Raw genomic sequence first — 22,229 nt, 5'->3', positions numbered from 1 at the left:
CGCGCTCTGCGGCTTTTTTTATCTCTTCGCCTGCGCTTTCAGTCAGTTCTTACGCCATAAACGCTTTCCTGGCATACACTTGTTAAAACGAAAAAAAGTGAGGCAAACGGATGATAGCGTTCCCTGCCAGTTTACTGATCCTCAATGGAAAAAGTGCTGATAATCTCCCCCTGCGTGATGCCATTGCGAAGCTTCGCGATGAAGGCGTGGAAATCCATGTTCGCGTGACCTGGGAAAAAGGCGATGCCCAACGCTACGTTGATGAAGCTCGTCAGCTAGGCGTTGCTACGGTGATAGCCGGCGGCGGTGACGGCACCATCAACGAAGTTTCGACAGCGCTGATTCAGTCGCAGGGTGGCAATATTCCAGCGCTGGGTATTTTACCGTTGGGAACGGCGAATGACTTTGCCACCAGCGTTGGTATACCCGATGACCTTGAAAAGGCGTTAAAGCTGGCTATCGCTGCAAATGCGACTGCGATCGATATGGTACAGGTCAACGATAAAACCTGTTTTATCAACATGGCTACCGGCGGGTTTGGCACTCGCATCACCACCGAAACGCCGGAAAAACTCAAGGCCGCACTGGGCGGTGTATCGTATTTTATTCACGGATTAATGCGCATGGATACGCTCAAGCCCGACATCTGTGACATTCGTGGGGAGGATTTTCACTGGCAGGGTAAGGCGCTGGTGATTGGTATCGGTAACGGTCGCCAGGCCGGTGGTGGGCAACAGCTTTGCCCGACGGCGCTGATCAACGACGGCCTGCTGCAACTGCGCATTTTTACCGGCGAGGAACTACTGCCAGGACTGCTTTCGGCGTTAACGCAATCCGAAGACAACCCTAACATTATTGACGGCGCATCGTCGTGGTTTGATATCCGCGCCCCACACGAAATTACCTTTAATCTCGATGGTGAACCACTCAGCGGACAAGAGTTTCATATTGAAATCCTGCCCGCTGCGCTACGTTGCAGACTGCCGCCGGGTTGTCCGCTATTGCGCTAACCCAACGACGATCCGAGGGATCAGGCAATAGTGACTTTGCTGTCTAGATAAACGTCCTGTACGGCGTTAATCAACTTAACGCCGTCGGCCATGGTTTTCTTGAACGCTTTACGCCCCAGAATCAGCCCCATACCACCTGCACGTTTGTTAATAACCGCCGTACGCACTGCATCGCTCAGGTCGGTATCGCCGCCGGCCGCCCCGCCAGAGTTAATTAACCCGGCACGTCCCATATAACAGTTCGCCAGTTGGTAACGCACCAGGTCAATTGGATTCTCGCTGGTCAACTTGGTATAGACGCGATCGTCGGTGTAGCCAAAATTAACCGCTTTATACCCGCCGTTATTTTCCGCCATTTTCTGCTTAACGATATCCGCTCCGATAGTGGCAGCCAGATGGTTAGCCTGCCCGGTAAGATCGGCGGAAACATGGTAATCCACGCCATCTTTTTTAAACGCGGAGTTACGCAGATACGCCCACAGCACGGTAACCATACCCAACTCATGGGCGCGCTCAAACGCTGCTGAAATCTCTTCAATCTGGCGGCGAGATTCCTCAGAACCGAAATAGATGGTTGCCCCTACCGCAACCGCACCCATATTGAACGCCTGCTCTACGCTGGCATACAGCGTCTGGTCAAAGGTATTCGGATAGCTGAGCGTTTCGTTGTGGTTAATTTTAACGAGGAACGGGATACGGTGCGCGTAGCGGCGGGAGACAGAAGCCAGCACACCGTAAGTCGATGCCACGCAGTTGCACCCTGCTTCGATAGCCAACTCCACAATATTCTTCGGATCAAAGTACAGCGGGTTAGCTGCAAACGAAGCCCCAGCAGAATGCTCTACCCCCTGATCCACCGATACCCTGTCCCGGCAAGTCGCCCCGTGTTATACAGCGTCTGCATATTACGCAGCACGGCAGGCGGCCGGTTGTTATCCACCATCACGCGATCGACGTAATCATGTCCAGGCAGGTAAAGTTGGTCAGAAGGAATGGTCATACAACGATGCTGTAAAAGGCTGTCGGCATCTTTGCCAAGCAACTGCGCAATATCAGTCATAGCTATGCTCCCGTAAGTTCCGGTTTAAAACCGGAATATGGATTGTCCTGACCCGCCTTTTTGCGGGCAGCATTAAGCCTGGTACCGACTGCGCTTTTTTTCCATCTTTAGCGCACTTTTCAGCAACTTCTGCTGGCTCGATTCAGGAAAAAATAATGTTAAGACGGTCAAAGTTTAATCTCAAAGGTATTTTAAAGGTATTATTGAATGGTACTATCAGCGCGTACCTTACCTGTCATGAAGGATTTAAAGATGAAAACTACAGTTAAGCTGTCGTTCATGATGTTTGTAGAGTGGTTTATCTGGGGCGCCTGGTTTGTACCACTGTGGCTGTGGCTGAGTAAAAGTGGCTTTAGTGCCGGTGAGATCGGCTGGTCCTACGCCTGCACCGCCATTGCGGCGATCCTGTCGCCCATTCTGGTCGGTTCAATCACTGACCGCTTTTTCTCCGCGCAAAAAGTGCTGGCGGTGTTGATGTTCGTCGGCGCTATTCTGATGTACTTCGCCGCCCAGCAAACCACCTTTAGCGGATTCTTCCCTCTGTTACTGGCCTATTCGTTGACCTATATGCCGACGATTGCGCTGACCAACAGTATTGCTTTTGCCAACGTACCGGATGTTGAACGTGATTTCCCGCGCATCCGCGTGATGGGCACCATTGGCTGGATTGCCTCCGGTTTGGCCTGCGGTTTCTTACCGCAAATGCTTGGCTATAACGACATCTCACCGACCAATATTCCCCTGCTTATCACTGCCGGAAGCTCCGCATTGTTAGGCGTTTTTGCCTTCTTTTTACCGGATACGCCGCCAAAAAGTACCGGCAAAATGGATTTCAAAGTTATGCTGGGTCTGGATGCGCTGATCCTGCTGCGCGATAAGAACTTCCTCGTCTTCTTCTTTTGCTCTTTCCTGTTTGCGATGCCACTGGCGTTCTATTACATCTTTGCCAACGGCTACCTGACAGAAGTCGGAATGAAAAACGCCACCGGCTGGATGACACTGGGCCAATTCTCTGAAATCTTCTTCATGCTGGCGCTACCGTTTTTCACCAAACGCTTTGGCATTAAAAAGGTATTGTTGCTTGGTCTTATTACTGCGGCGATCCGCTACGGATTTTTCGTTTACGGCGGTGCGGAAGAATATTTCACTTACGCCCTGCTGTTTCTCGGCATTCTGCTGCACGGCGTCAGTTACGACTTCTATTACGTCACGGCTTACATCTATGTCGATAAAAAAGCGCCGGTCCACATGCGCACCGCAGCGCAAGGGCTTATCACCCTCTGCTGTCAGGGGTTCGGCAGCCTGCTCGGTTACCGTCTGGGCGGCGTAATGATGGAAAAAATGTTTGCTTATCAGGAACCGGTTAATGGTCTCACCTTTAACTGGGCTGGCATGTGGGGATTTGGCGCGGTCATGATTGCCGTCATTGCCGTGATGTTTATGATTTTCTTTCGCGAATCAGACAAAGAAATCACCGCCATTAAGGTGGACGATCGCGATGTAGCGTTGAAACAAGGGGAAGTAAAATGAAAGCAGAACGTATTCTCGGTGCTCTTTATGGGCAGGCGTTAGGGGATGCGATGGGTATGCCGTCGGAACTGTGGCCAAGAACCCGGGTTAAAGCACACTTCGGTTGGATAGACCGTTTTTTGCCCGGCCCTGCGGAAAATAATGCCGCCTGCTATTTTAACCAGGCGGAGTTCACTGATGACACGTCCATGGCACTGTGTCTGGCAGATGCCCTGCTTGAGTGCGACGGCGAAATTGTGCCAGACGTTATTGGTCGCAATATTCTGGCCTGGGCCGAGCAGTTTGATGCTTTTAATAAAAACGTGCTCGGCCCGACCTCGAAAATTGCGTTGAAAGCTATTCGTGACGGTAAACCGGTCGCCGAACTGGAAAACAACGGCGTGACCAATGGCGCGGCAATGCGCGTTTCCCCGCTGGGATGCCTGCTGCCCGCCCGCGATCTTGATGCCTTTATCGATGATGTGGCACTGGCCTCCAGCCCAACGCATAAATCGGATCTGGCTATCGCGGGAGCCGTTGTCGTCGCGTGGGCGGTATCGCGCGCCATCGACGGAGGAAAATGGTCAGAGATTGCCGACGCGCTACCTGCCATTGCCCTGCATGCGCAGCAAAAACGAATCACCACCTTTAGCGCATCGCTTTGTGCACGCCTTGAACTGGCGCTGAAAATCGTCCGTAACGCCGACGGCGTCGAGTCCGCCAGCGAGCAGTTGTATCAGGTTGTGGGGGCAGGAACCAGCACCATTGAGTCCGTTCCTTGCGCTATCGCCATGGTTGAGCTGGCACAGACCGATCCTAACCGCTGCGCCATTTTGTGCGCTAACCTCGGCGGCGATACTGACACCATCGGGGCGATGGCAACCGCCATTTGTGGTGCATTACACGGCGTGAGCGCGATCAACCCGGCATTGAAGCAGGAATTGGACGCGGTGAATCAGCTGGACTTTACCCACTACGCCAACGGGTTAATGCGACTGCGCGAGCAGCGGGAGGCGCTATGAGCAACACGCATCTGCAACAACTTCTCTCGCAGTTACGTACACAGCGGCCAGTAACGGTGGTGGGTGCGGCGGTGATTGATGTCATTGCCGATGCGTATGCCCTCCCCTGGCGCGGCTGTGACATAGAGCTCAAGCAGCAAGGTGTTAACGTTGGCGGCTGTGCACTCAATATCGCCGTCACGCTTAAGCGTTTAGGTATCGATGCCTGCAATGCTCTACCACTGGGCCAGGGAGTGTGGGCCGACATTATCCGCAACCGGATGGCAAAAGAGGGACTGCACAGCCGGATCGACAATGCCGAAGGCGATAACGGCTGGTGTCTGGCGCTGGTGGAGCCGGATGGCGAGCGTACCTTTATGTCTTTTAGCGGCGTTGAGAATCAGTGGAATGCCGCCTGGCTGGCACAGCTGGATATCCCGCGTCATAGCCTGGTGTATCTTTCGGGTTATCAGCTAGCGTCCCCGTGCGGTGAATTGCTGGTGCAGTGGCTGGAAGGTCTGGAAGAGGTGACACCGTTTATCGATTTTGGCCCGCGCATCGGCGACATTCCCGAGCCCTTACTGGCAAGAATTATGGCCTGTCGTCCGCTGGTTTCCCTCAATCGCCAAGAGGCGGAAATTGCTGCCGAGCGGTTTGCATTAAGTCAGGATGTGGAAGGTTTTGGCGCAGAATGGGTGCAGCGTTTCACCGCACCGGTGGTCGTGCGGCACGATAAAGACGGCGCATGGTATTTCAGCGCACAGACATCCGGCTGCGTACCGGCATTTGCAACGGCGGTCGTTGATACTATCGGCGCAGGTGACAGCCACGCTGGCGGCATGCTGGCTGGGCTGGCATCTGGCTGGACGCTGGCCGACTCAGTGCTGTTAGGTAACGCGGTGGCGTCCTGGGTAGTTGGGCATCGCGGCGGCGATTGCGCCCCGTCACGCGAGGAGCTACTCCTCGCACACAAAAACGTATAGATCGCTACGACAGTAACTGATGCTGTATTCAATAGGCCGTTGCTGCTGGTCAAGCGCTACCTGCTTGATCACCAGTACCGGCACTTTGCTATCCATTTGAATGTGCGCCTGGAACTCTGCGTCAGGCATTCTGGCGCTAACACGTGAGCGCGTACGCTGCGGGAAAATATGCTGGCTACGAAAATAGTCATACAGCGAAACACCGATGGCATCCACGTCATGAATTAGATGTGCGGGTACCCAGGACTCTTCAATAGAGACTGCGTCTTCGTCAACGTAACGAATGCGTTTGAGCAGGAAAACATCACTCCCTGCGACAACAGCCAACTGCTGTGCCACCTCTTCCGGGCAAGGCACAATTCTTTTGTTAACCCACAACGTATCCGGTTTTTTACCGCGCAACACCACCTGCTGAGAAAAACCGCGCGCTTCTTTAAGCGAATACTCGAAGATATTGTTAATTTGCGTTCCGTAACCGCGGGCACGTGTTACTACACCTTCTTCTTCCAGGGCCTGCATCGCCTTACGTACCGTAATCCGAGAAACGCCGGTCAACTGGCTGAGGTCGCGCTCGCCGGGCAGGATATTGCCGTGCTCCAGGATCCCACTGCGCACAGCATTCTTCACCGTCTGCGCAAATTTCATATACAGCGGCGTGTTATCCGCCGCTGAAATACGTTCATTCAGTTGTGCGATAAGCTGGGTATGCGCTTGTTCCATTTATCTTTTTCCTGGCCGCCGTTTCTGCAGCCAGTATACCCATTACCACCACGCGTGGAAATGATGCACCGGACCGATTCCTTCGCCAACTTCCAGCGTGTCGGCCTGTGCCAGCGCCGCTGAAAGCCACAGTTTGGCTTCCTGTACGGTATCGGCCCAGCTGTTATGGCGCGGACGCAGGGCTGCCAACGCCGCCGATAGCGTACAACCGGTGCCATGGGTGTTTTTGGTCATCACCCTTGGTGCGGTAAAACGCTGCTCACCATCGCGCGTAAAGAGCCAGTCGGGGCTTTGCGCATTATCCAGATGACCGCCCTTCATCAACACTGCCTCGCAGCCCAGCGCCCGTAGTGCCCTTCCCTGTTCTAACATCTCCTGCTCAGTTTGCGCATGCGATGCCCCGAGTAGTGCAGCAGCTTCGGGTAAATTAGGGGTTATAATCGAAACCTGCGGCAGCAAACGGGTACGCAACGTTTCTACCGCCGAGGGCGACAGCAACGGATCGCCGCTTTTCGCCAACATCACCGTGTCCAGCACCACATTTTGTACCCGATGGCGACGTAAACGTTCGGCAACAGCTTCGACAATGTCCGTCTCAGCCAACATACCGATTTTAGTCGTATCAATACGCACATCATTGAACACAGAATCCAACTGCGCGGCGACAAAATCAGGTTCAATGCGATACACCGACTGCACCCCACGCGTATTTTGCGCCACCAGCGCCGTGATAACGGAACAGCCGTAAGCGCCCAGCGCCGAGAAGGTTTTTAAATCAGCCTGAATACCCGCGCCACCGCTTGGGTCGGTTCCGGCGATCGTTAATGCGTTAATCCGTTTCATGCTTGCTCCTGGGCGTTCAGGTTATAGAGGGCGTCGAGAAATGCCGGGACAAAGCTACCCGGTCCGTTTGATTGCCCGGTGGCGATTTGCCCGGCCTGTTTCATCCAGCTACAGGCGGAGGCGACGTTATCAAGTCGGTCACCACGTAAAGCGCAACTGGCCGCAACAACCGCTGAAAGAGCACATCCGGTGCCCACCACGCGAGTCATCAACGGGTCACCACCGTCCACGCAAACGGTACGCTGACCATCGGTGACGTAATCCACTTCGCCGGTCACCACGACAATGGTCCCAATCTGACGAGCCAGCGCCTGCGCTGCCGAAAGCGCAGCGACAGCCGTATCGGTTGTATCCACGCCGCGTCCCCCACCGTTCATGCCGGCCAGAGCAAGTATTTCCGAAGCGTTGCCACGAATAGCAGCAGGCTGTAGTGACAATAATTCCAGGCAGAAGCGGCGGCGAAACTCAAGCGCGCCTACGGCAACGGGATCGAGCGTCCACGGGGTTTTAGCATTCTGAGCATGCTCAACTGCGGCACGCATCGCCGCGGCCCGTTCCCGAGTTAAGGTGCCGACATTAACCAGCAACGCACTGGCAATGGCGGCGAATCGGCTGGCTTCTTCAGGCTCGATAACCATCGCAGGCGATGCGCCCAGCGCCAGTAATGTATTGGCAGTAAAGCCTTGCACGACCTCATTGGTCATACAGTGTGTGAGCGGGGATAAGATTCTAAATTGGTGCAAAGTGTGAGCCGCGAGCGCGCGGCTGTGCAGGTCAGGCTGCATGGTTCAGCTCCTGCCCGCGCGAAGAAGGGACACGAGCAGTGTCAGACTTCCCTACGCTGGCATTATCCAGATCAGGTGGTACGGGTATTTCTCAGCCTTCACCAGGAAGGGCACCCCGAGTCGTTGAAACGCAAATGTAATATGTTGGTTTCAGCAACAGGATACTGTCTGTGCTTAACGATGTAAATTGGCGCACTCCCCACTCCCGCAGTGAAACTACTGGTCAAGGTTGCTGCAATTCTGTACTTTCATTTACACTTTTTACGAAATGACTGGAGTGATCACAAAATAGTGCTTGTCAGACATCCGGTATGCCAGGAATGATACATGACTGATTTTGATGACCCGAAGAGGTAGAGAGGATGGGTATGAAGAATAAAATGTTGCTGGGTGCACTTCTGCTTGCAAGCAGCGTCGTCTGGGCCGCACCAGCTGCAACAGCTGCCCCCACCGGTATCGATAAGTATGAACTGAGCAGCTTTATTGCTGACTTCACCCATTTCAAACCCGGTGACAAGGTTCCACCACTGTATCTCACCGAAGAATACACCATTAAACAGTGGAATCTGCGCAACCTGCCCGCACCGACAGCAGGCACCCACTGGACCTACATGGGCGGCGCATACGTGCTGGTCAACGATGCCGATGCTAAGATCATTAAGGCCTACGACGGCGAGATTTTTTATCATCGTTAATATAGAGATATCGCGCTTTCAATTAAATGAGAGCGCATATTTAAAATTATACTACTCTAAGATAATTAGTAATATTCCACGACTACTCTTACCAAACTCCTTACGCTTCCCATACGAATGTCGTTACTATATGCCACATATTTTCCATACAAAACGAGATCGATTTTTTGCTCAAGATAATTAATATCTTTAAAATTTAAAAGATTATAGTTTTTACTACGACCATCATCAAAATTTATCCTATCAGCACCATCCAATGAAATCTCAAATCCGACATCACCCGCGCCTGTAGATATTTTTTCGTCTTCATTTTTCAGTATACTACCATCTACATTATTTGATTCGAAATGATATCGAAATGAATTGGAGGACAACCCTGCATTGCAAATGAAAGCAACTTCACCAGCTGTTTTTGTTAATCTTAAAAAACTTTGTGCTTTCCCTCTCAAATCCCTAATAGTAACATCTGGAGCGTTAAGTACACCATCAGAAAACTTACATGTTTTCATGACCATTCTTATATCAGGTTTTAATGTAAAAACATACGCATGTCCTGTATTTGGTGTGGCACCAGATTGAGAGCTTATTTTAGGCACAAATTTTACCTGAAAACCTTCAGACAAATTTTTAACATTTGTAGGAATTTGATCGTCACTGGAAATAACATCAAATGAAAATGTTAATACCTGATTATTTATTTTATTAATATCCTGCGATATATAGCTTAATTCCCAAATACTTACGCTATACGGCACCTCCTTTGGCGAACTAGGATAGTTTGCTTTTAGGTAAATAAACCGACCATTTGCACCCTCGACCTTGAAATAAGGCGAAGGAGGAAATTCAATATCAAATACTGTATCAACACCAGCATTCCAGATATTTCGACACATAGGTGTTTTCTTGAACCCAAAATCTCTTAAAACGAATTTATTATTATTCATTGATGAAAGAGTTAATGTTTCACTCTTTTCTACAAACTCAGTTCCACCATCGGAAATATAGCAATTAGCGAAAGAGTTAAAACTAAAAAAAATAATAGTTAAAATAAATAATTTCATAATACTTCCTTCACCGACAAATATAAGCTTTACTTTCATCAATCGTTTTGCCGAAAGTGATTGAGCATGAAAGTCCCTGTTGTTTATCGACAGCTACTTTTATCTCTGATGGCACTTTATTAGTGCGAATAAAGAGCTGGCTTCCCTGGCCGACCACGCCAATATTGTGTCCATGAATATCTTCTACTTCATAACCAAACGTCAGCGGTGAACCATCAGGACGGAACGCCCGAATATACCAAGGTTTACGTTGGTCAGTATCAAACTTCGCCAGAACGACTGCTCCCCGATGTGGGGCTGTATTACGCCGATTCCCTTGCAGATCGGTTTCGCTGTTAGTATTAGAAACATCCAGCATCAAGTGGTTTTCACGATAAGGCGTCAACCCATCGTAGACCACCATACCATTACGGTTGGTGGTACGGTATTTTTGCCCATTTACATACGCCCCTTCCAGACCCGGTGCATGCATTACAGCAAACGTTTCTGATAATCGATTGGCTAAATTCACACCACCAGACCAGGCCACAAGGCCCCCCGAAATGCTGCCGCCAGCTTGCGTATATTTAGACGACTGGCTGTAGCTGCCGTTTAGCGTAGCAACTGGCGCATTCCACGTCAGATTGCCGCCCGCTGTTGTCTCGCTGTCCTGTTGTTGATGGCTGAGATTCACGCCGTAATTAAACTGATCGTGACTGCCTACGGTGCCGGAAATCCCGGTATTGTTAGACGTAAAACCATCATTATCAAAGGTGGTCGAGTTAGAAACATACAGATGTCGGCGCGGAGTGCTAATGTCATCTCCCCAGTCAAACGGAATGGAGATAAAGATGTTAAAACGTTTATCTTCGTGATGATCTTCATCGTAAGTCTGACTAGCTGAAAAGGTATAGCTAATCCGTTGCCAGCTATTGGAATAACTCAGCTGATAATCTTTGCTGCTACCGCTACGCCCCCAGTAGTCTCGCCACAGCGTACTGAGCGAGAATGAACCCCAACCTTGCGGCAGAGACTGGCTGACGTTGGCCGAAAAACTGTTCTTACGACCAAAATCATTCTGATAATAATCTGCAATGTCATACACATCGTTTTCATCACGACGGTAGTTATTTTTGTTATTTGCCCAGACGTGATCGTTAAACGTGCGATAGTCCTTGGAAGAGTAGCGATACGCCGCCAGGCCAAAACGGGTGGCAGTTTGTGTCAAATACTTGTTATAAGCAATCTGGTAACTTTGCCCGTCAAACACATCGCCATTATCCTGTTTGCTGTGCGATTGTGTCGCATCGACGGAAATCGCACCGATACGCGTATTCCAGCCAGTACCCAACGTAAACGCATTGTAGTTATCTGCCAGCATGGTGCCGCCATACAGCGTTAACAGATTATTCAGCCCGTACTGATAGCTCATCTGTGCAAAGTCGGTCTGGTTACTGGCCCCTTCGATATGGCTACGCCCTGCCGCAAAGTCATACTTTGAGACACCCGGCTGCAACATATTGGGCACCGCAGCATAGGGCACCAGATAGGTTGTTACCGATCCGTCAGCCTCTTTGACACTGACGTCAAGATCCGCACCGCCGCCTGCCAACTGCAAATCCGCAATAGAGAACGGGCCTGGCGGAACCTCTTTCTGGTAAACCACAAAGCCGTTCTGTTCGATAGTGACCAGCGCGTTACTCTGCGCGATCCCCTGCACTAATGGCGTGAAGTTTTGTTTGGAGTTCGGCAGCATCTGCATATCGCGATACAGCCGTACGCCGCGAAAGCGCACCGCATCAAAAATATCTGATGAGGTATACATATCCCCGGCACGCAGCGTGCCCAAAATTTGCGGGATGCCGCGCTCCAGGTACAGGGTGTTGCTTTTCCACTCCCCGCTGCTGTCATCAGTTTTGTTATAGCTGGCATCAGAATGCAGCTGCCAGCCCAGCAGGTTTAACCCACTGGTAAAACGCGCATAGGTACTTTTGCTGTTACCAGAATCCTTATAGTCGCTGTAATACTGGCTGGCATAGTACGAGGTATAGAAGGCATTGATGCCGTGATCCCAGTTTTCAGGAGGAACATACCCTTGCTCAAGCTCATCGACAAACGCCTGCGGAACGCTGAGATCCAGGCGAAACGTACCGATATTCCACGCGTAGCTACCCCCTTGTACCGCCTGCTTCAAGGTTGGGCATTCATTCTGCTTGTCCAACGCCTGTATATTTATCCCCAGACGCGTTAATGCATCGCGGGATAAACAGGTGTCATCCGGATTATCCTTAACCGTAATTTCATACTTACCACGCCACTGTTTATTGACGTAGATGTCAATATCATATTGGCCTGGCAGGGGTTGGTTATCATCGAGGCGAAAATCAGAAACTTTCTCGCCTTTCATGCCACCCATCATAAAGTGGGTGTCAAACGTCTCTTCTGCAGAGTGGGCGTCAATGCCAACCAGCAACAGTAGTAATGCCGAAGCAATCGGAGTCATCCTTAACATAACCAGCTCCTGTTATTTTAGGCTGACGTTATCGCTAATATAATTACCGTGATCGTCAATAATGGTTATTTTATAATTATTGGCATTAGTATTTTTTAATGCCACATCTGCACTGGATAGCGGTGCAAGCATAATACTTTCGTTGTTGACCTTGACATTGTTAGCTTTAACTTCTGTTACCGTAATCCAATTAGCTGCATCATTCTTAATGGAGTAAATACTACCACTACGTTTCATAGACAGTTTTTGAAATGTACTTTTATTAACTGGTGCTATTCCTTTAGGCCGATAGAATAATTTAATTCGGTTCTGCATTGCAAATTTCAATACATTTTTGCCAGTACTGTCTGGATTGTTTGGTGGAATATCAAGTACATTGAGAAAAAATAAACTTTCTTTGTTATCTGGCAACATATTCGGCATTTTTTTAATTTTCAACTGCTGACCAGAGTCCGCTGCTATCTTAGCCACCGGAGGAGTAAGCATAAAGGGTACGTGAATTTTTTCCGGTGGTAGCGAGCTGTCTCCGTCATCAATCCATGACTGTACCAGTGAAGACCGTCCCCCCTGATTCATCAATTGAACCAATACTTCTTTCTTTTCTGCCGGATAGATAACACGAGTGCCATAAATCACTATACCAGCATGGACGGGTTGCGCAGATGCGATTAAAAAAGCTGTCAGAATCCATTTCATTTCGCGTTCGTCCTTTTAACATGAATTGCCGGTGAAGACACCGGCATAGAAATTTACTCAGCAGAAACACCAATAACCAACACTGATGATAATGTTCCTGCTTTGACTGGCGTAGCATCAGATCGTGCATATTGCGCTCTGAAATCCAGAGTATATTCCACCCCTTCAGGTGTTTCTTGCGAAGAAAGATATTCACCAATATTATTTGCCTGATCTTTTGTTAATGGATTATTACCTAATTTCAATTTAAATCCGACACCATCAGAACTACCTGTTTCTTTTCTAAGAACCCCAGCAGCAGTGAATTCCCCGCGATTGATACTCACCGTTTTAAGAGTAGTACCTTTAGGACAAATTATCTTCATTGGGGTTGCTTGATCGCTATACTCCTCAATAAGAGCATCACCTACATTTAATCCAGCAAAGCGAGAAATATCAACATCATCTAGGGTAATAGTACTATTATTATCATTGTCCTTGAAACTGCACGGGCTGTTTATTATTTTCCCTTCAATAGTTAACTGTCCAGTTTCGGTATCAGCAGCAAAAGCCCCAGCACTCATAAATACAGCAGACAGCACAGCAGCAGAAATAATTGAACGTTTCATAATATCTTCCTTAATAAAATAATTTCTATTTGTTAAGAGGGTTAACTCTTGGATTTAAATTCGCACACCAAAAACGTTACCGCAATGTAAACGTGTTGTTTTGTTGATTTAAAACAAGTTACCAATTGCAATATAATCGCAACAAATAAGTGAAGATAAACACTATTTATATATTTAATAAATTAGCGTTATTAATTGTCGTTTTTTATTTATTAGAGAAATAAAAAAGCACTCATCATTCATATAAATGATGAGTGCTTAATATCAACACTGAGATTCTTAGTCTAATCGTAACGGTTTAACACTACCTGTCGCATAGAATCCCCTGGTACAGAAACGATCTCGGTCACGACGCCCTTCGCTGGAACAGGATCCACATGACTAACATTTGAAAGATGAAGAGATTGACCGCATTTCTGTTGAACGTTGTTATTCACGACGTCAGCACTACAGGTTGGTTGAACGACTCGCCCACTGATTGTTAAGGTCGCAGTATCGGAAGCGAAGGTAGGGGCGCTCATTCCATAAGTCAGAGCTATAATTCCCATCAGTAAACTTTTTTTCATTTTAATCGTTATTCCTGTGGTTAGCATCAAATAGCATACAGAGGACCTGTTCAGCAGATTATGGGCATAACACCCTGTTTGAACCAATTGAAATTGTAGATTAATGAGATAGATTTGATCAATTATAATGATGCGTCGAGGTGATTTATTCGGAAAAAGACATGAATTATAAACGCAGAATGAACAATATCGTAAGATTTTTAAATTTAATATATTCACCGCATCAATAATACATTGATGCGGTGAATATCTGTAACGCTATAAATTACACCGCGCGGAAGGCAATCTCGCCCGGAATAACTTCTCCTTGCCAGTAGAGCTGTGCAGCCACTCGTCCTGCCAGGTCGCGGTAAATAGCAGTAAATTCACTATCAGGACGGCTAATCACCGTCGGCGTACCACGATCGAGGTCCTCACGCAGAGAAATATGCAGTGGCATCTGTCCCAGCAGTTGAGTGTGATACTGCTCAGCCAACTTCTGTGCCCCACCGGTACCAAAGATCGGTTCATGGTGACCGCAGTTGCTGCAAATATGCATACTCATATTCTCAACAATACCCAGTACCGGCACTTCGACTTTTTCGAACATCACGATGCCCTTTTTCGCATCGATCAGCGCGATGTCCTGCGGCGTAGTGACAACAACTGCGCCCGTTACCGGAATGTTCTGCGCCAGCGTCAGCTGGATGTCACCGGTGCCCGGCGGCATATCCAGTACCAGATAATCAAGATCCGGCCATAAGGTTTCCTGCAACATCTGCAGCAGCGCTTTGCTGGCCATCGGGCCGCGCCATACCATCGCGTTATCGTCAGTGACCAGATAACCAATGGAGTTCGTTGCCAGACCATGAGACATGATCGGTGCCATGTGGGTACCATCTGGCGAGGTTGGACGCTGGTTTTCCGCGCCAAGCATTGTCGGGATAGACGGACCATAAATATCGGCGTCCAGAATCCCTACCTTCGCCCCTTCTGCAGCCAGCGCCAGCGCCAGGTTCACGGCGGTAGAGGATTTACCCACGCCACCTTTACCTGAACTGACGGCGATGATGTTTTTCACACCATTAATACCCGGCTGGTTTTTCACGCGTTTCAGCGTCGCGATGTTATGCGACAGTTTCCAGTCGATCGCTTTCGCACCGGTAATACGCAGCAGATCGGCGCTACATTGCTCTTTTAAGTCCTCAAACGCGCTATGCCAGACAAACGGCATGACCAGCTCAACGTGCAACGTGTCATCCATCCAGGCGACGTGGTGCAACGCTTTAAGCGTCGTCAGATTATGCTTCAGGGTTGAATGCTGAAAATTCGCCAGCGTCCCGGCAACCATGGCGCGCAGGGTCTCTGGTGATTTGGCCTGGGATTGTGCGTTCATCCCGACTCCTTTTTGTTGTTCTGAATATACAATAGTCACCAGGTAGTTTACTCCAACCGCAACAATTATTCATTTACGGATAAATGCCCTTATCGCTTGGCGCAGTAATTACCATTTTGGTACTATCAAAGCCCTTTTCACTACAAAAGAAGTAATTGCCCACTATGACTCAAGTCGCGAAGAAAATTCTGGTAACGTGCGCGCTGCCGTACGCCAACGGCTCAATCCACCTCGGCCATATGCTGGAGCACATCCAGGCTGATGTCTGGGTCCGTTACCAGCGAATGCGCGGCCACCAGGTTAACTTCATCTGCGCGGACGACGCACACGGTACGCCAATCATGCTGAAAGCACAGCAGCTTGGGATCACGCCAGAGCAGATGATCGGTGAAATGAGTCAGGAGCATCAGACTGATTTTGCAGGTTTTGACATCAGCTATGACAACTACCACTCGACGCACAGCGAAGAGAACCGTGAGTTGTCTGAGCTGATTTATACTCGCCTGAAGGAGAACGGTTTTATTAAGAACCGTACAATCTCCCAGCTTTACGATCCGGAAAAAGGCATGTTCCTGCCGGACCGTTTTGTTAAAGGCACCTGCCCGAAATGTAAGTCTCCGGATCAGTACGGCGATAACTGTGAAGTCTGCGGCGCAACCTACAGCCCAACCGAACTTATCGAGCCGAAATCCGTCGTGTCTGGCGCAACGCCGGTGATGCGTGACTCCGAACACTTCTTCTTTGATCTGCCGTCATTCAGCGAAATGCTGCAGGCGTGGACGCGCAGCGGCGCGTTACAGGAGCAGGTCGCCAACAAAATGCAGGAATGGTTCGAATCCGGCCTGCAACAGTGGGATATCTCTCGCGATTCCCCGTACTTCGGTTTTGAAATCCCGAATGCGCCTGGCAAGTACTTCTACGTGTGGCTGGACGCGCCAATTGGCTATATGGGTTCATTCAAAAACCTGTGCGATAAGCGCGGTGACACCACCAGTTTTGACGAGTACTGGAAGAAAGATTCTGACGCCGAGCTGTATCACTTCATCGGTAAGGATATCGTTTACTTCCACAGCCTGTTCTGGCCTGCCATGCTGGAAGGCAGCAACTTCCGTAAGCCGACCAACCTGTTTGTACACGGTTATGTGACGGTGAACGGCGCGAAGATGTCCAAATCTCGCGGCACCTTCATTAAGGCCAGCACCTGGCTGAAGCACTTTGATGCCGACAGCTTGCGCTACTACTACACCGCGAAGCTTTCTTCACGTATTGATGACATCGACCTGAACCTGGAAGACTTTGTCCAGCGCGTTAACGCCGATATCGTCAACAAAGTAGTCAACCTGGCATCCCGTAACGCCGGCTTTATTGCTAAGCGTTTTGACGGCGTTCTGGCGAATGAACTGGCCGACCCGGCGCTGTATAAAACCTTCACCGACGCCGCAGTAGTGATTGGCGAAGCATGGGAAAGCCGTGAATTTGGTAAAGCTATCCGTGAAATCATGGCGCTGGCCGACGTGGCAAACCGCTACGTTGACGAACAGGCACCGTGGGTCGTAGCTAAACAGGAAGGCCGCGATGCCGACCTGCAGGCGATCTGCTCCATGGGTATCAACCTGTTCCGCGTGCTGATGACCTACCTGAAACCGGTTCTGCCAACGCTTGCTGAACGTGTTGAAGCTTTCCTGAACAGCGAACTGAGCTGGGATGCCATTGAGCAGCCACTGCTCGGCCACAAGGTCAACACCTTTAAAGCGCTCTACAATCGCATCGACATGAAACAAGTTGAAGCGCTGGTTGAGGCGTCGAAAGAAGAAGTGAAAGCAGCTGCTGCACCGGTTACAGGCCCGCTGGCTGATGACCCGATTCAGGAAACCATCACCTTTGACGATTTCGCCAAAGTTGACCTGCGTGTAGCGCTGATTGAAAACGCCGAGTTCGTGGAAGGTTCCGACAAACTGCTGCGTCTGACGCTGGATCTCGGTGGTGAGAAACGTAACGTCTTCTCTGGTATTCGTTCTGCGTATCCAGATCCGCAGGTCCTGATTGGCCGCCAGACCATTATGGTTGCCAACCTGGCACCACGTAAGATGCGCTTCGGCATTTCCGAAGGGATGGTGATGGCCGCAGGTCCTGGCGGGAAAGATATCTTCCTGTTAAGCCCTGACGAAGGTGCAAAACCAGGCCAACAGGTGAAGTAAATCAAACATCTCAAGCGCTGCAACCGCAGCGCTTTTTTTTGCTACGCAAGTGCTTCCTCTAATCTTAACCCCTGCTCCATTTTCGGACTGCTTCGTTGTTAATATTAGATTTATTCTATACTGCTCTGGTATCAAGGTAGTCCGGGCTCACCAGATTCGTGGACGTTATTATTTAACATCCGATATTCATGAAATGGAGTTTTACATGAAAGCGTTACAAAAATTATTTTCTCTCGCCGTGGCATCGATTGTGGTTTTTTCCCTGGCGGGATGTGGTGATAAAGAAGAGACAAAAACATTCAATGCCAACATTAATGGTTCTGATATCACCGTCTCTTACACCTATAAAGGTGATAAGGTCCTGAAGCAAATCTCCGAAAGTAAAATTAGCTATGCGTCAGTCGGTGCCAGCAATAAAGAGGAAGCGGCAAAAGTATTCGACGCATTAAGCGCCAAATATCAGAACATTACTGGCATAGAAGAAAAACTCACCTATTCAGATACCTACGCGCAAGAAAATGTCACTATCGATATGGAAAAAGTTGATATAAAAGCGTTGCAGGCCATTTCAGGGATGAAGCTATCTGAAAACGCCGATAAAAACATCAGCATGAAGCAAATGCAAACGGTAATGGAATCAGCGGGTTTTAAAGAAGTGAAGTAAAACCATTGGCGACCCGATGTTAATCGGCGTCGCCCATTTTCTCTTTATGGCTTCGCGTTATGTACCCGTGATGTCAAACCACGCAGAAAATAACGCAGGAACTGATCGCCGCATTCGCGATAGTTCTTATGATCAGGTGCACGCATCATGGCGGTAATTTCCGGCATCGACACACGGAATTTCTGCTCGGTCATAATAGCCAGAATATCGTCGGTTTTCAGCGAAAAGGCGATACGCAGCTTTTTCAGCACCGTATTGTTATTAACACGACGCTCCAGCGCCAGTTCCGGTGCAGAATCATCTTTACCACGCAGATGATAAATCAGGCCGTTTAAAAAACCGGAGAGAATGATATCCGGGCAACGAACAAACCCAGCCTCATCTTCTTTTGTCATCCAGGTATCGAAACCTGCGGAGGTGGATTCCATGTCAGCAAGCGCAAGAATACGCACCATGTCGTTATTGTTCGCTTTTAGGGTGTAGCGCAGGCTACGAAGAATATCGTTACTTAGCATAGAGCCTTCAACTGTCGGTGATGCAATGGCGCGCAGTGTATCAGTTTTACAGTCCAATCGCCTCTTTTAGACTTTTAAGATAACGACGACTCACCGGAACGGTCAGTCCGTTACGCAAAATCAGTTCCGCCTGACCGTTGTCTTCCAGACGGATCTCCTGCAATTGCGCCATATTTACCAGATATTGCCGATGACAACGCAGCAGAGGAGTACGGCTCTCCAGCGTCCTGAGCGTCAACTCAGTGAAGCCTTCTTTACCATCGCTGCTCGTCACATACACACCACTCATGCGACTGCTGATAAACGCCACATCATCCATTTGCAGCAAATAAATCCGACTATGACCGCTGCACGGAATAAACTTCAGCGCTTGCTGATTTTCTGGCAGCAGTGATACATCCTGCTTGGTACGCTCCTGACGCAAACGGATCAGCGTTTTTTCCAGCCGTGCTTCTTCAATCGGCTTGAGCAGATAATCAAACGCATGTTCTTCGAAGGCTTTCACCGCATACTCATCAAAGGCGGTCAGAAAAACAATGTACGGACGATGCTCGGGATCAAGCATGCCAACCATTTCCAGGCCGCTGATTCGCGGCATCTGAATATCAAGGAACAGAACATCCGGACGCAATTTATGCACCGCGCCAATGGCTTCCACCGCATTCGAACATTCACCGACAATCTCGATGTCGCTTTGCTCTTGCAACAGGATCCGCAGATTCTCCCGGGCTAACGGTTCGTCATCGACAATCAGCACTTTGATCATGCCAGTTCCTCCAGAGGAAGTCGTAAAGTGATTCGAGTAAAGCGGTCAGGTTCACACGCTACGCTGATGCCAAAATCATCGCCAAACCGCTCACGCAGTCGTTTATCGACCAGATTCATACCCAGTCCACTGGCTTCTGAGGTTGGCTGATACAGCCCGGCATTGTCTTCAATATCCAGCATCAGATATTGCCCTTCGCGACGGGCGGTGATCGATACTTCACCGGTATCCAGTAACTGAGAAGTACCGTGTTTAATGGCATTCTCCACGATGGGTTGCAGAGTAAAGGCGGGTAATTGCTGATGCGAAAGTTCTTCTGGCACCGTCAAGGTCACCTGAAGACGCGACTGGAATCGTGCCTTCTCAATTTGCAGATAAGCATTAACGTGTTCAATTTCATCGGCCAGCGTCACAATTTCCGACGGGCGTTTTAAATTTTTACGAAAGAACGTCGACAGATACTGCACCAGTTGGCTGGCCTGCTCGCTATCGCGGCGGATTACAGCTTTGATGGTGTTGAGTGCATTAAACAGAAAATGGGGATTGACCTGGGCGTGCAGGAGTTTTATTTCCGACTGCGTGAGCATCGCTTTTTGCCGCTCATACTGCCCGGCCAGAATCTGTGCCGAAAGCAGTTGGGCGATCCCTTCCCCCAGCGTACGGTTGATCGAACTAAAGAGGCGGTTTTTGGCTTCATACAGTTTGATGGTCCCCATTACCCGCTGGTTTTCACCTCGCAGAGGGATCACCAGCGTCGAGCCTAATTTGCATTGCGGGTGCAAAGAGCAACGGTAAGGAACTTCATTCCCATCGGCATACACCACCTCTCCGGTTTCAATCGCGCGTTGGGTATATGACGATGAAATAGGTTTTCCGGGTAGATGGTGATCGTCACCAATACCGGTAAATGCCAGCAGTTTCTCACGATCGGTAATCGCCACCGCACCGATATCCAGCTCTTCATACAGCACCTGAGCAACCTTCATGCTGTTAACCTCGTTGAACCCCTGGCGTAAAATACCTTCCGTTGAGGCGGCAACTTTGAGTGCTGTGGCGGAAAAAGCGGAGGTATACTTTTCAAACATCGCCCGTTTATCGAGCAAAATACGCATAAATAAGGCGGCGCCCACGGTATTGGTCACCATCATAGGCGCGGCAATATTACTGACCAACCGAAACGCATCGTCAAACGGACGGGCAATTAACAAGATAATTAGCATCTGCACCAGTTCGGCGACAAAGGTAATCGCCCCCGCAGTCAGCGGACTAAAGACTTTATCGGTACGACCACGACGGGTGAGCACGCTGTGCACCAGCCCGCCGAGCAACCCTTCCACAATGGTCGAGATCATGCAGCTAAGCGCAGTCATCCCACCCATCGAATAACGATGCAAACCGCCGGTAAGACCAACTAAACCGCCAACCACCGGGCCGCCAAGCAGCCCGCCCATCACCGCGCCAATAGCGCGAGTGTTAGCAATAGAGTCATCGATATGCAGCCCGAAATAGGTGCCTAAAATGCAGAAAATGGAAAAAGTAACATAGCAAAGCAGTTTATGCGGGAGTCGGATAGTCACCTGCATCAGCGGGATAAACAAACGCGTTTTGCTCATGAGCCACGCGATAACGAGGAACACACACATCTGCTGAAGCAGCAGCAACACCAGATTAAACTCGTACATACCCGCCAACCACACATCACTTAAAAGCGCGTAACATACATGGGCTGCGTGTAACTTTCTTTGAAGTGTTGCAAAAAAAGACGAATTTGTGAGAACGATCACTCGAAAGCGCGAGCATGGTTACAAAATCACCCATTCATAGATCAAAAAACAGACAAAACTACCTGGTTCGCAAAAGAGCGTCTAAAGTAAAACTGGGACCTCGCGAGCAAGAGTGAGACGACGATGGCGCTTTACACAATAGGTGAAGTGGCTTTGCTTTGTGATATCAACCCTGTCACTTTACGCGCGTGGCAGAGGCGTTACGGATTACTTAAACCGCAGCGGACAGACGGCGGGCATCGTCTGTTTAACGACGCGGATATCGACCGGATCCGCGAGATAAAACGCTGGATAAACAACGGCGTTCAGGTCAGTAAGGTAAAAATGCTGCTCAGCAATGAGAACATTGATGTCCATAACGGCTGGCGCGAACAACAAGAGACGCTGTTGAGCTATTTGCAAAGTAATAATTTGCATAGCCTCAGACTGTGGATCAAAGAGCGTGGCCAGGATTATCCCGCACAAACGCTCAATACCCATTTGTTCATTCCGTTACGCCGACGTCTGCAATGCCAACAGCCGATCCTACAGGCGTTACTGGGGATCCTCGACGGCGTACTGATCAACTACATCGCGATTTGTCTGGCCTCAGCACGTAAGAAACAGGGGAAAGATGCTCTGGTGGTTGGCTGGAACATTCAGGATACGACCCGTTTATGGCTGGAAGGTTGGGTCGCCAGCCAGCAGGGATGGCGCATTGACGTCCTTGCCCATTCGCTGAACCAACTGCGACCGGAGCTGTTTGAAGGTCGCACCTTGCTTGTCTGGTGCGGCGAGAACCAAACGCCCGCTCAGCAGCAACAGCTGAACGAATGGCGCGCGTTGGGTCACGATATTTATCCACTCGGTATTTAGAGCCTGGCCCATTAGGGCTATTTTGCTTGCCATTTCGAACCTGG

General features: G+C 49.6%; 20 protein-coding genes, 1 pseudogene and 1 riboswitch. Of the genes and pseudogenes, 8 read left to right on the top strand and 13 right to left on the bottom strand.

The window, feature by feature from the left end; all coding sequences use genetic code 11:
• Positions 1-110: 110 nt before the first annotated feature.
• Positions 111-1,010 (top strand): lipid kinase YegS, encoded by a 900-nt coding sequence (yegS, locus tag OGX90_RS08975; RefSeq protein ID WP_181641072.1) that lies wholly within the window; start codon positions 111-113, stop codon positions 1,008-1,010.
• A gap of 20 nt (positions 1,011-1,030) precedes the next feature.
• Here yegS and fbaB read toward each other — a convergent pair.
• Positions 1,031-2,070: pseudogene (fbaB, locus tag OGX90_RS08970) on the bottom strand (class I fructose-bisphosphate aldolase).
• A 252-nt stretch (positions 2,071-2,322) separates the two neighbouring features.
• Here fbaB and OGX90_RS08965 point away from each other — a divergent pair.
• The 3 genes from OGX90_RS08965 to OGX90_RS08955 are packed head-to-tail and all read left to right on the top strand — an operon-like array spanning position 2,323 to position 5,563.
• Positions 2,323-3,600, top strand: coding sequence for a nucleoside permease (locus OGX90_RS08965; protein WP_008785233.1), 1,278 nt, complete (start codon positions 2,323-2,325; stop codon positions 3,598-3,600).
• Entirely contained in the window at positions 3,597-4,601 is a 1,005-nt protein-coding gene (locus tag OGX90_RS08960) for an ADP-ribosylglycohydrolase family protein (RefSeq protein ID WP_008785234.1), read from the top strand. The genes OGX90_RS08965 and OGX90_RS08960 overlap by 4 nt, the downstream gene beginning before the upstream one ends.
• Positions 4,598-5,563 carry a PfkB family carbohydrate kinase gene (locus OGX90_RS08955; RefSeq protein ID WP_008785235.1) on the top strand — a complete coding sequence of 322 codons (966 nt, stop codon included), beginning with the start codon at positions 4,598-4,600 and terminating at the stop codon, positions 5,561-5,563. Before OGX90_RS08960 ends, OGX90_RS08955 begins: the two co-directional genes overlap by 4 nt.
• On the opposite strand, the gene OGX90_RS08950 is transcribed toward OGX90_RS08955, so the two are convergent.
• From OGX90_RS08950 to thiM, 3 genes are read right to left on the bottom strand one after another with little or no spacing between them, the layout of a single operon-like run.
• Positions 5,537-6,283: a GntR family transcriptional regulator gene (locus tag OGX90_RS08950; protein ID WP_008785236.1), complete on the bottom strand. Its 747-nt coding sequence runs from the start codon at positions 6,281-6,283 to the stop codon at positions 5,537-5,539. The two genes, OGX90_RS08955 and OGX90_RS08950, sit on opposite strands and share 27 nt — an antisense overlap.
• A 42-nt stretch (positions 6,284-6,325) precedes the next feature.
• The gene (thiD, locus tag OGX90_RS08945; protein ID WP_103014214.1) at positions 6,326-7,126 is read right to left on the bottom strand and encodes a bifunctional hydroxymethylpyrimidine kinase/phosphomethylpyrimidine kinase; all 801 of its coding nucleotides are present in this window, start codon (positions 7,124-7,126) and stop codon (positions 6,326-6,328) included.
• Positions 7,123-7,911: a hydroxyethylthiazole kinase gene (thiM, locus tag OGX90_RS08940; RefSeq protein WP_234096343.1), complete on the bottom strand. Its 789-nt coding sequence runs from the start codon at positions 7,909-7,911 to the stop codon at positions 7,123-7,125. The genes thiD and thiM overlap by 4 nt, the downstream gene beginning before the upstream one ends.
• Before the next feature lie 31 nt (positions 7,912-7,942).
• Positions 7,943-8,039, bottom strand: a riboswitch (TPP riboswitch).
• 234 nt (positions 8,040-8,273) lie between these two features.
• On the opposite strand from thiM, the gene OGX90_RS08935 reads away from it, so the two are divergent.
• Positions 8,274-8,606: an RcnB family protein gene (locus OGX90_RS08935; protein WP_003834436.1), complete on the top strand. Its 333-nt coding sequence runs from the start codon at positions 8,274-8,276 to the stop codon at positions 8,604-8,606.
• Positions 8,607-8,671: 65 nt separating this feature from the next.
• Here OGX90_RS08935 and OGX90_RS08930 read toward each other — a convergent pair whose 3' ends face one another.
• From OGX90_RS08930 to apbC, 6 genes are all read right to left on the bottom strand, one after another.
• Positions 8,672-9,667 carry a hypothetical protein gene (locus OGX90_RS08930; protein WP_071444795.1) on the bottom strand — a complete coding sequence of 332 codons (996 nt, stop codon included), beginning with the start codon at positions 9,665-9,667 and terminating at the stop codon, positions 8,672-8,674.
• Between the two features lie 10 nt (positions 9,668-9,677).
• A complete protein-coding gene (locus OGX90_RS08925; RefSeq protein WP_167820118.1) occupies positions 9,678-12,158 on the bottom strand; it encodes a fimbrial biogenesis outer membrane usher protein in 2,481 nt (826 codons plus the stop codon).
• Between the two features lie 12 nt (positions 12,159-12,170).
• Positions 12,171-12,854 carry a fimbria/pilus periplasmic chaperone gene (locus tag OGX90_RS08920; protein WP_071444694.1) on the bottom strand — a complete coding sequence of 228 codons (684 nt, stop codon included), beginning with the start codon at positions 12,852-12,854 and terminating at the stop codon, positions 12,171-12,173.
• A gap of 53 nt (positions 12,855-12,907) precedes the next feature.
• Positions 12,908-13,462, bottom strand: a complete 555-nt coding sequence (locus OGX90_RS08915) for a fimbrial protein (protein ID WP_071444693.1) — start codon at positions 13,460-13,462, stop codon at positions 12,908-12,910.
• Positions 13,463-13,746: 284 nt separating this feature from the next.
• Entirely contained in the window at positions 13,747-14,028 is a 282-nt protein-coding gene (locus OGX90_RS08910; RefSeq protein WP_234692147.1) for a DUF2574 family protein, read from the bottom strand.
• A gap of 265 nt (positions 14,029-14,293) precedes the next feature.
• A complete protein-coding gene (apbC, locus tag OGX90_RS08905) occupies positions 14,294-15,403 on the bottom strand; it encodes an iron-sulfur cluster carrier protein ApbC (RefSeq protein ID WP_003027343.1) in 1,110 nt (369 codons plus the stop codon).
• A 164-nt stretch (positions 15,404-15,567) separates the two neighbouring features.
• Here apbC and metG point away from each other — a divergent pair, with 164 nt between their 5' ends.
• Together metG and OGX90_RS08895 are read left to right on the top strand one after the other, a co-directional pair.
• Positions 15,568-17,601, top strand: coding sequence for a methionine--tRNA ligase (gene metG, locus OGX90_RS08900; RefSeq protein WP_032943974.1), 2,034 nt, complete (start codon positions 15,568-15,570; stop codon positions 17,599-17,601).
• Between the two features lie 205 nt (positions 17,602-17,806).
• Positions 17,807-18,265 (top strand): YehR family lipoprotein, encoded by a 459-nt coding sequence (locus OGX90_RS08895; protein ID WP_032943976.1) that lies wholly within the window; start codon positions 17,807-17,809, stop codon positions 18,263-18,265.
• Positions 18,266-18,309: 44 nt separating this feature from the next.
• Here the strand turns inward: OGX90_RS08895 and OGX90_RS08890 are convergent, their stop codons facing one another.
• Genes OGX90_RS08890 through OGX90_RS08880 form a run of 3 tightly spaced genes read right to left on the bottom strand, consistent with a single transcriptional unit; the run spans position 18,310 to position 21,228 of the window.
• Positions 18,310-18,780: a YehS family protein gene (locus OGX90_RS08890; RefSeq protein WP_003834454.1), complete on the bottom strand. Its 471-nt coding sequence runs from the start codon at positions 18,778-18,780 to the stop codon at positions 18,310-18,312.
• A 46-nt stretch (positions 18,781-18,826) separates the two neighbouring features.
• Positions 18,827-19,546: a two-component system response regulator BtsR gene (gene btsR / locus OGX90_RS08885; protein ID WP_003840155.1), complete on the bottom strand. Its 720-nt coding sequence runs from the start codon at positions 19,544-19,546 to the stop codon at positions 18,827-18,829.
• The gene (locus OGX90_RS08880; RefSeq protein ID WP_003834458.1) at positions 19,543-21,228 is read right to left on the bottom strand and encodes a sensor histidine kinase; all 1,686 of its coding nucleotides are present in this window, start codon (positions 21,226-21,228) and stop codon (positions 19,543-19,545) included. The genes btsR and OGX90_RS08880 overlap by 4 nt, the downstream gene beginning before the upstream one ends.
• Before the next feature lie 225 nt (positions 21,229-21,453).
• On the opposite strand from OGX90_RS08880, the gene mlrA reads away from it, so the two are divergent.
• Positions 21,454-22,185 carry an HTH-type transcriptional regulator MlrA gene (gene mlrA, locus OGX90_RS08875; RefSeq protein ID WP_008785248.1) on the top strand — a complete coding sequence of 244 codons (732 nt, stop codon included), beginning with the start codon at positions 21,454-21,456 and terminating at the stop codon, positions 22,183-22,185.
• Positions 22,186-22,229 lie beyond the last annotated feature (44 nt).

The sequence above is a fragment of the Citrobacter sp. Cpo012 genome (assembly GCF_030333015.1).
Lineage (GTDB): Bacteria > Pseudomonadota > Gammaproteobacteria > Enterobacterales > Enterobacteriaceae > Citrobacter > Citrobacter portucalensis.
The sequence above is the reverse complement of the archived record's forward strand: the minus strand, read 5'-3'. Positions and strand labels throughout refer to the sequence as shown.

Coding starts and splice junctions, on each gene's coding strand:
- OGX90_RS08880 (WP_003834458.1), bottom strand. CDS start 21,228: ATGTACGAGTTTAATCTGGTGTTGCTGCTGCTTCAGCAGATGTGTGTG.
- apbC (WP_003027343.1), bottom strand. CDS start 15,403: ATGAACGCACAATCCCAGGCCAAATCACCAGAGACCCTGCGCGCCATG.
- metG (WP_032943974.1), top strand. CDS start 15,568: ATGACTCAAGTCGCGAAGAAAATTCTGGTAACGTGCGCGCTGCCGTAC.
- OGX90_RS08935 (WP_003834436.1), top strand. CDS start 8,274: ATGGGTATGAAGAATAAAATGTTGCTGGGTGCACTTCTGCTTGCAAGC.
- thiM (WP_234096343.1), bottom strand. CDS start 7,911: ATGCAGCCTGACCTGCACAGCCGCGCGCTCGCGGCTCACACTTTGCAC.
- yegS (WP_181641072.1), top strand. CDS start 111: ATGATAGCGTTCCCTGCCAGTTTACTGATCCTCAATGGAAAAAGTGCT.
- mlrA (WP_008785248.1), top strand. CDS start 21,454: ATGGCGCTTTACACAATAGGTGAAGTGGCTTTGCTTTGTGATATCAAC.
- OGX90_RS08915 (WP_071444693.1), bottom strand. CDS start 13,462: ATGAAACGTTCAATTATTTCTGCTGCTGTGCTGTCTGCTGTATTTATG.
- btsR (WP_003840155.1), bottom strand. CDS start 19,546: ATGATCAAAGTGCTGATTGTCGATGACGAACCGTTAGCCCGGGAGAAT.
- OGX90_RS08910 (WP_234692147.1), bottom strand. CDS start 14,028: ATGAAAAAAAGTTTACTGATGGGAATTATAGCTCTGACTTATGGAATG.
- thiD (WP_103014214.1), bottom strand. CDS start 7,126: ATGAAACGGATTAACGCATTAACGATCGCCGGAACCGACCCAAGCGGT.
- OGX90_RS08955 (WP_008785235.1), top strand. CDS start 4,598: ATGAGCAACACGCATCTGCAACAACTTCTCTCGCAGTTACGTACACAG.
- OGX90_RS08965 (WP_008785233.1), top strand. CDS start 2,323: ATGAAAACTACAGTTAAGCTGTCGTTCATGATGTTTGTAGAGTGGTTT.
- OGX90_RS08890 (WP_003834454.1), bottom strand. CDS start 18,780: ATGCTAAGTAACGATATTCTTCGTAGCCTGCGCTACACCCTAAAAGCG.
- OGX90_RS08960 (WP_008785234.1), top strand. CDS start 3,597: ATGAAAGCAGAACGTATTCTCGGTGCTCTTTATGGGCAGGCGTTAGGG.
- OGX90_RS08950 (WP_008785236.1), bottom strand. CDS start 6,283: ATGGAACAAGCGCATACCCAGCTTATCGCACAACTGAATGAACGTATT.
- OGX90_RS08895 (WP_032943976.1), top strand. CDS start 17,807: ATGAAAGCGTTACAAAAATTATTTTCTCTCGCCGTGGCATCGATTGTG.
- OGX90_RS08930 (WP_071444795.1), bottom strand. CDS start 9,667: ATGAAATTATTTATTTTAACTATTATTTTTTTTAGTTTTAACTCTTTC.
- OGX90_RS08920 (WP_071444694.1), bottom strand. CDS start 12,854: ATGAAATGGATTCTGACAGCTTTTTTAATCGCATCTGCGCAACCCGTC.
- OGX90_RS08925 (WP_167820118.1), bottom strand. CDS start 12,158: ATGTTAAGGATGACTCCGATTGCTTCGGCATTACTACTGTTGCTGGTT.